The 6661-nt window shown below is 72.6% G+C and carries 4 protein-coding genes and 1 pseudogene; 3 read left to right on the top strand and 2 right to left on the bottom strand.

Going from position 1 to position 6661, the window contains the following annotated elements; all coding sequences use genetic code 11:
- The 3 genes from N864_RS25150 to treZ form a co-directional block, all read left to right on the top strand.
- On the top strand, positions 1 to 1125 hold a 1125-nt coding region (locus N864_RS25150; protein WP_034719937.1), incomplete at its 5' end, for a glycogen debranching protein.
- On the top strand, positions 1122 to 3560 hold the full coding sequence (treY, locus tag N864_RS17505) for a malto-oligosyltrehalose synthase (protein ID WP_034719935.1): 2439 nt from the start codon (positions 1122 to 1124) through the stop codon (positions 3558 to 3560). The genes N864_RS25150 and treY, both read left to right, overlap by 4 nt.
- A 10-nt stretch (positions 3561 to 3570) precedes the next feature.
- On the top strand, positions 3571 to 5367 hold the full coding sequence (treZ, locus tag N864_RS17500; protein ID WP_034719933.1) for a malto-oligosyltrehalose trehalohydrolase: 1797 nt from the start codon (positions 3571 to 3573) through the stop codon (positions 5365 to 5367).
- On the opposite strand, the gene N864_RS17495 is transcribed toward treZ, so the two are convergent.
- Entirely contained in the window at positions 5354 to 6298 is a 945-nt protein-coding gene (locus N864_RS17495) for an acyl-CoA thioesterase (protein ID WP_034719929.1), read from the bottom strand. The genes treZ and N864_RS17495 overlap by 14 nt on opposite strands.
- Before the next feature lie 41 nt (positions 6299 to 6339).
- Positions 6340 to 6661 (bottom strand): annotated as a pseudogene (locus tag N864_RS25145) (recombinase RecQ); the annotation flags it as partial.

Raw genomic sequence — 6661 nt, 5'->3', positions numbered from 1 at the left:
CACGTCGACGGCTTCCGCTTCGACCTCGCCGCGACGCTCGCCCGGCAGTTCCACGAGGTCGACAAGCTGTCGGCCTTCTTCGACCTGATCCAGCAGGACCCGGTCATCAGCCAGGTCAAGCTCATCGCCGAGCCATGGGACGTCGGCGACGGCGGCTACCAGGTGGGCGGGTTCCCGCCCCTGTGGACCGAGTGGAACGGCAAGTACCGCGACACGGTCCGCGACTTCTGGCGGGGTGAGGGCGGCGACCTCGGCGAGTTCGCCTCGCGGCTCACCGGCAGCAGCGACCTCTACGAGCACACCGGACGCAAGCCGATCGCCTCGATCAACTTCGTCACCGCCCACGACGGGTTCACCCTGCGCGACCTCGTGTCCTACAACGACAAGCACAACGAGGCCAACGGCGACGGGGGCCAGGACGGCGAGAGCCACAACCGGTCCTGGAACTGCGGCGTCGAGGGGCCGACCGACGATCCGGCGGTGCGTGCGCTGCGGGGCCGCCAGCAGCGCAACTTCCTCACGACGCTGCTGCTGTCGCAGGGCGTGCCGATGATCAGCCACGGCGACGAGCTGGGCCGGACCCAGCAGGGCAACAACAACGGCTACTGTCAGGACAACGAGATCAGCTGGATCGACTGGGACCTCGACGAGGACCAGAAGTCCCTGCTCGAGTTCGCGCGGTCCGTCGTCCACCTCCGGCGCGACAACCCCGTGTTCCGCCGGCGCCGCTTCTTCGCGGGCAGCGCCGACCACGGGGGCGAGAGCGAGCTCGGCGACATCGCGTGGTTCATGCCGAACGCCGAGCACATGGACGACGAGGCGTGGAGCAATGGGCTCGCCAAGTCGCTCATGGTCTTCCTCAACGGCGGTGCCATTCCCGAGCCGGACCCACGCGGCCAGCAGATCCTCGGCGACTCGTTCCTCATCATGTTCAACGCCCACTACGAGCCGATCACCTTCACCATCCCGGGCGAGGAGTGGGGCCCCGCCTGGCTGCCAGAGGTCAACACCGCGGGGGAGATGACGGCCGAGCCGCTCGAGCCCGACTGGAAGGTCGAGGTCGAGGGGCGCAGCGTCGTGGTGCTGCGCTGCCAGCGAGAGCCGGCGGAGGGTGCCGCATCGTGACGGCGGGGCACCACGTGCCGACCTCCACACTCCGGCTGCAGCTCGAGCCGGCCTTCACCCTCGACGACGCTGCAGCGATCGTCGAGGACGTCGCGGCCCTGGGCGCGACGCACCTCTATCTCTCGCCCGTGCTGCAGGCGACCGCCGGCTCCACCCACGGCTACGACGTCGTGGACCACACCCTCGTGGCCGAGGGCATCGGCGGCGAGTCGGGGTGGTCGCGGTTGGTCGCCGCTGCGCGCCGCGCCGGGCTCGGTCTCGTGGTCGACATCGTGCCGAACCACATGGCGGTCCCCGTGCCGGAGAAGGACAACCGGCCGCTCTGGTCCGTCCTCAAGGAGGGGCCCGACTCCCAGTACGCCCGCTGGTTCGACGTCGACTGGGACGCCGGCGATGGACGCGTCGTCCTGCCCGTGCTGGGCGGACCGCTCGACGAGATCGTGGCGGCGGGCGAGCTGGAGCGCGACCGCGTCGGCGGTGAGGACGTGCTTCGCTACCACGACCACGTCTTCCCGCTCGCCAGGGGAAGCGCCGGTATGCCGCTCAGCTCGCTCCTCGCGGCCCAGCACTATCGCTTGGCCTCCTGGCGGGAGGCGGAGGCGCTCAACTACCGCAGGTTCTTCGACGTGACCTCCCTCGTGGCCGTCCGGGTCGAGGACCCGGTCGTGTTCGACGCCACCCACGCCCGGATCGTCGACCTCGTACGAGCGGGGCAGGTCGAGGGGCTGCGGATCGACCACCCCGACGGGCTCGCCGACCCCGAGGGCTATCTCCGGATGCTGCGCGCCGCGACCGACGGTGTCTGGGTCGTCGTCGAGAAGATCCTGGAGGGCGACGAGCGGCTGCCCGCTGACTGGGCGTGCGCCGGGACGACCGGTTACGACGCCCTACTTCGCGTCGGCGGACTCTTCGTCGACCCCGCCGGTGCGGAGCCCCTGTCGCGGGTCGCAGAGCAGCTCCTCGGCGAGACGCAGGACCTTGCCGCGATGACGGTCGCCGCCAAGCGCCACGTCATCGAGCACGTGCTCGGCGCCGAGATGGCGCGCCTGCTGCGGCTCGTGGGCCGAGCCCTGCCGCAACTGCCGGCTGCCGGGACGCGTGCGGCCCTGGAGGCACTCCTCGTCGCCATGGATCGCTACCGGATCTATGTCCGCCCCCCGGAGCCCGCGGGCGAGGCGGCGGTCGCCCGGCTGCGGGAGGTCGCCGACCGGGCCCTCGCTGCCGACCCGACCCTCGACGCGGAGGTCGTGGCGGCCCTCGTCGACCTGGCCCTCGACCGGCCGGTCGGCGTCGACGACGAGGCCCGACGTGACTTCTGCGTGCGCTTCCAGCAGACGTGCGGGCCGGTCATGGCCAAGGCGGTCGAGGACACGGTCTTCTACCGCTACGTCCGGCTCGTCGGCCTCAACGAGGTCGGCGGCGACCCGGGACACCTCGGCACATCGGTCCGCGAGTTCCACTCGTGGGCCAAGCAGCTCGTCCGCGACCTGCCGCACACCCTGACGGCACTGTCGACCCACGACACGAAGCGCTCCGAGGACGTCCGGGCCCGGCTCGCCGTTCTCTCCGAGTGGCCCTCGGCCTGGGCCGAGTGGGTGCTCGAGGCGCGCCGGTTGACCGCGCCGCACCGTCCCGAGCGCCTCGACGCCCTGACCGAGTACCTCGTCTGGCAGACCCTCGTCGGTGCCTGGCCGATCGACGCGGACCGGCTCGGCGCCTACTGCCTCAAGGCGGTGCGCGAGGCGAAGCTGCACACGTCGTGGACCGCGCCCGACGACGCGTACGAGCGAGCGGTCGACCACTTCGCGCGTTTCGTGTCCAGCGACGCGACCGTGGGACGCCATGTCGACTCGTGGCTACGGTCGACGACGCGGGAGACGCGAGCCAACGTGCTGGGCCAGAAGCTCGTCCAGCTCACCATCCCGGGCGTCGCCGACGTCTACCAGGGCACCGACATCGTCGACCTGTCCCTCGTCGACCCGGACAACCGGCGCCCCGTCGACTGGCGGGCCCACCGGGAGCGGCTGGCCCGGCTCGACGGGGGAGCACCCCCCGAGGACCTGTCCGACGAGAAGCTTCTCGTGACCGCCGCCGCACTCCGCCTGCGCCGCGAGGTGCCCGAGGCCTTCGTCGGAGGGGAGGGCGAGCACACCGCGCTCGAGAGCGGCTCGGACCATGTCGTCGCCTTTGCCCGCGGCGCCGCCGAGGCACCTGACGTGGTCGTCCTCGCCACCCGGCTGGCGGGACGTCTGGCCGATGCAGGCGGTTGGGGTGCCTCGACGGTCACGCTGCCGGAGGGCAGCTGGCGCGACATGCTGCGAGACCGGCTGGTGGACGGCGGCGCCGTCCCGCTCGAGTCGATGCTGCCGCTGACGGGGCTGCCGGTCGCGCTCCTGGTCCGTGACGGCGCGGGCACGGCGACGCGAAGGGGGTAGGGGGACCGGCATGACTGTCTCCCCGCTCCGCGTCTGGGCCCCCTCGGCCGATACCGTCGTCGTCGAGGCGGCTCGGCCCGGTGACCAGCCGACCGCACACCGCATGACCCCCGCCGACGGTGGCTGGTGGGAGTGGCGCCCGGAGGGTGACGGGCCGCTCGACTACGCCTTCCGGCTCGACGGTGGGGAGGCCCGGCCGGACCCCCGCAGCCCGTGGCAGCCGCACGGCGTGCATGGGCCGAGCCGCACCTTCGACGCCTCGGCCTTCGAGTGGACCGACGCGGGGTGGGCCGGACCACGGGGTGGCGGCGGCGTCCTCGGCGGGGTCGTCTACGAGCTGCACATCGGCACCTTCACCGCCGCGGGCACGCTCGATGCGGCCGTCGAGCACCTGTCCCACCTCGTCGACCTCGGTGTCGACCTCGTCGAGCTCATGCCCGTCGGGGCCTTCGGCGGCACGCACGGGTGGGGCTACGACGGCGTCCAGCCCTTCGCGGTCCAGGACGCCTACGGGGGTCCGCCGGCCCTCCAGCGCTTCGTCGACGCCTGCCACGCCGCCGGCCTGGGCGTCTGCCTCGACGTCGTCTACAACCACCTCGGACCGACGGGCAACTACCTCGCGGAGTTCGGCCCCTACTTCAGCACCGAGCACGAGACGCCGTGGGGACGGGCGGTCAACCTGTCCGGCGACGACAGCCACGAGGTGCGCCGCTGGGTCATCGACAACGCGCTGCGCTGGTTCCGCGACTTCCATGTCGACGCCCTGCGGCTGGATGCCGTCCACGCCCTCCGGGACGCCTCGGGACGCCATCTGCTCGCCGAGCTGTCGGACGAGACCGCAGCCCTTGCCCACGAGCTGGGCCGCCCGCTCGACCTCGTGGCGGAGAGCGACCTGAACGACGCCGTCATGGTGACCCCCACGAGCCGCGGGGGCCTCGGCATGACGGCGCAGTGGGACGACGACATCCATCACGCGCTCCACGTGGCCCTGACGGGGGAGACGAGCGGCTACTACACGGACTTCGCCGGCGGGACCCGGGCCTGGCCGGAGGGGGGCGCGCTGTCCGTCCTCGCGAAGACGCTCACCGAGGTGTTCCTGCACGACGGCCGGATGTCGACCTTCCGCGGCCGCACCTGGGGGCGGCCGGTCGACCCGGAGGCGGTGTCCGGTCATCGGTTCCTCGCCTACCTCCAGACGCACGACCAGGTCGGCAACCGCGCCACGGGCGACCGCATCTCCGCCTCGATCACGCCCGGACAACAGGCGATCGGGGCCGCGATCTATCTGCTGTCGCCCTACACGGCAATGCTCTTCATGGGGGAGGAGTGGCGGGCGAGCACCCCGTTCCAGTTCTTCACCTCCTTCGAGGAGGACGACCTGGGCGAGGCCGTCCGCTCGGGGCGGCGCCGGGAGTTCGCCGCGCACGGCTGGAGCGCCGACGAGGTGCCCGACCCCCAGGACCCTCGGACGCGGGACGCGTCGGTCCTCCGGTGGGACGAGCTGCCCGAGCACCCTCACGCCGAGATGCTTGCGTTCTACCGCCGCCTCATCGAGATCCGGCGCACCGAGCCGGAGATCGCCTCGGGTGACCTCAGCGCCCTGCAGGTGCGCTTCGACGAGGCGAGCCGCTGGTTCGTCATGCGCCGAGGAAGCATCGCCGTCGTGGCGAACTTCGGGTCCGGTGGTCAGCCGGTCCCGCTGCACGGCGAGGCCTGGGAGACCCTCGTGGGGTGGGGCGAGCACCGCACCGAGACCGGCGGCATCCACCTCGAGGGTCACGCCCTCGCGGTGGTCAGGACTCTTTGACGCGGATCATGCCCTCCTGCGCGACGGTGGCGACCAGCGTGCCGTCGCGGGTGAACATCTGGCCGATCGCGAGCCCGCGGCCACTCTCGGCTGACGGCGACTGCTGCGAGTAGAGGATCCACTCGGAGGGGTCGGCGGCCCGGTGGAACCACATGGCGTGGTCGAGGCTGGCGATGCGCAGCCGCGGGTCGCCCCAGGCGAGGCCGTGCTCCCGCAGGACGGGCTCGAGGAGGGAGTAGTCGCTTGCGTAGGCGAGGACGGCGGCGTGCAGGAGGGGGTCGTGGGGCAGGGCACCGACGGACCGGAGCCAGACGTGGTTGACCGGCACGCGCTCGGCGCCGGGCCCCGCGAAGATGCTGCCCTCGACCGGCCGCTGCTCGATCGGCCGGATCTCCGCAACCCGCAGGGCCGCCGCGTTGTCACGGGCCAGCTCGGTGAGCGAGGCCAGCCCGTCGGGCCCCGGGACGTCCGGCATCGCCTCCTGGTGGTCCAGGCCGCCGGCGCGCACCTGGAAGGAGCAGTTCATCGACATGATGGGCGCGCCCTTCTGGATCGCGTGCACGCGCCGCGTCGAGAAGGACTGGCCGTCACGCATCTCCTCGACGGCGAAGTGGATCGGCATCGTGTCGTCGCCCGGCCGCATGAAGTAGCCGTGGAGGGAGTGGATCGGCCGCGGCCCCTCCTCGTCGGCGTCCACCGTCAGCCCGGCCGCCATGACGCACTGGGCGAGGACCTGGCCGCCGAAGACGCGCCCGTGGGGCATCCGCTGCGACTGGCCGAGGAACACCCGGGCGGACTCCGCCCCGATGGAGGTCGCGGCGTCCCGGCCGAGCGGGTCGGTGACACTGATCCGCGCGGTGCCGACGTCCTTGAGCGTCAGCACGTCGAGCAGGTCCTCGAGCGGCGGTGGGGCCGCGGTCGCGTCAGTCACCCGTCGACACTAGCCAAGTCCCCGCGGCCTGCGCTGCCGGGTCACGCCTCGAGGGCGAGGACGAAGGGGAGCACGGCCGGCGCACCCGCCTGCCTGAGGGTCTCGGCCGCGCAGGTCAGCGTCCACCGGGAGTCGGCGACGTCGTCGACGAGCAGGACCGGCCCCGGTATGCCGCTGAGCCGGGCCCGCAGGTCGGCTCCGACCGCGTGCCGTCCCCACACGCCGGCGAGCCGGAAGGCGCTGTTGCCGCCGGCCTCCCCGGTCGGTCCGCCGTCGACGAGGTCGAGCTCGCCGAGGACGGCTAGCCGGCCGAGGTGGCCCAGCTGCTCGGCGAGCGAGCGCACGAGGCGGGGGCGCCGTCGG

This window comes from Intrasporangium chromatireducens Q5-1 (genome assembly GCF_000576575.1).
Lineage (GTDB): Bacteria > Actinomycetota > Actinomycetes > Actinomycetales > Dermatophilaceae > Intrasporangium_A > Intrasporangium_A chromatireducens.
The sequence above is the reverse complement of the archived record's forward strand: the minus strand, read 5'-3'. Positions and strand labels throughout refer to the sequence as shown.

Coding starts and splice junctions, on each gene's coding strand:
- treZ (WP_034719933.1), top strand. CDS start 3,571: ATGACTGTCTCCCCGCTCCGCGTCTGGGCCCCCTCGGCCGATACCGTC.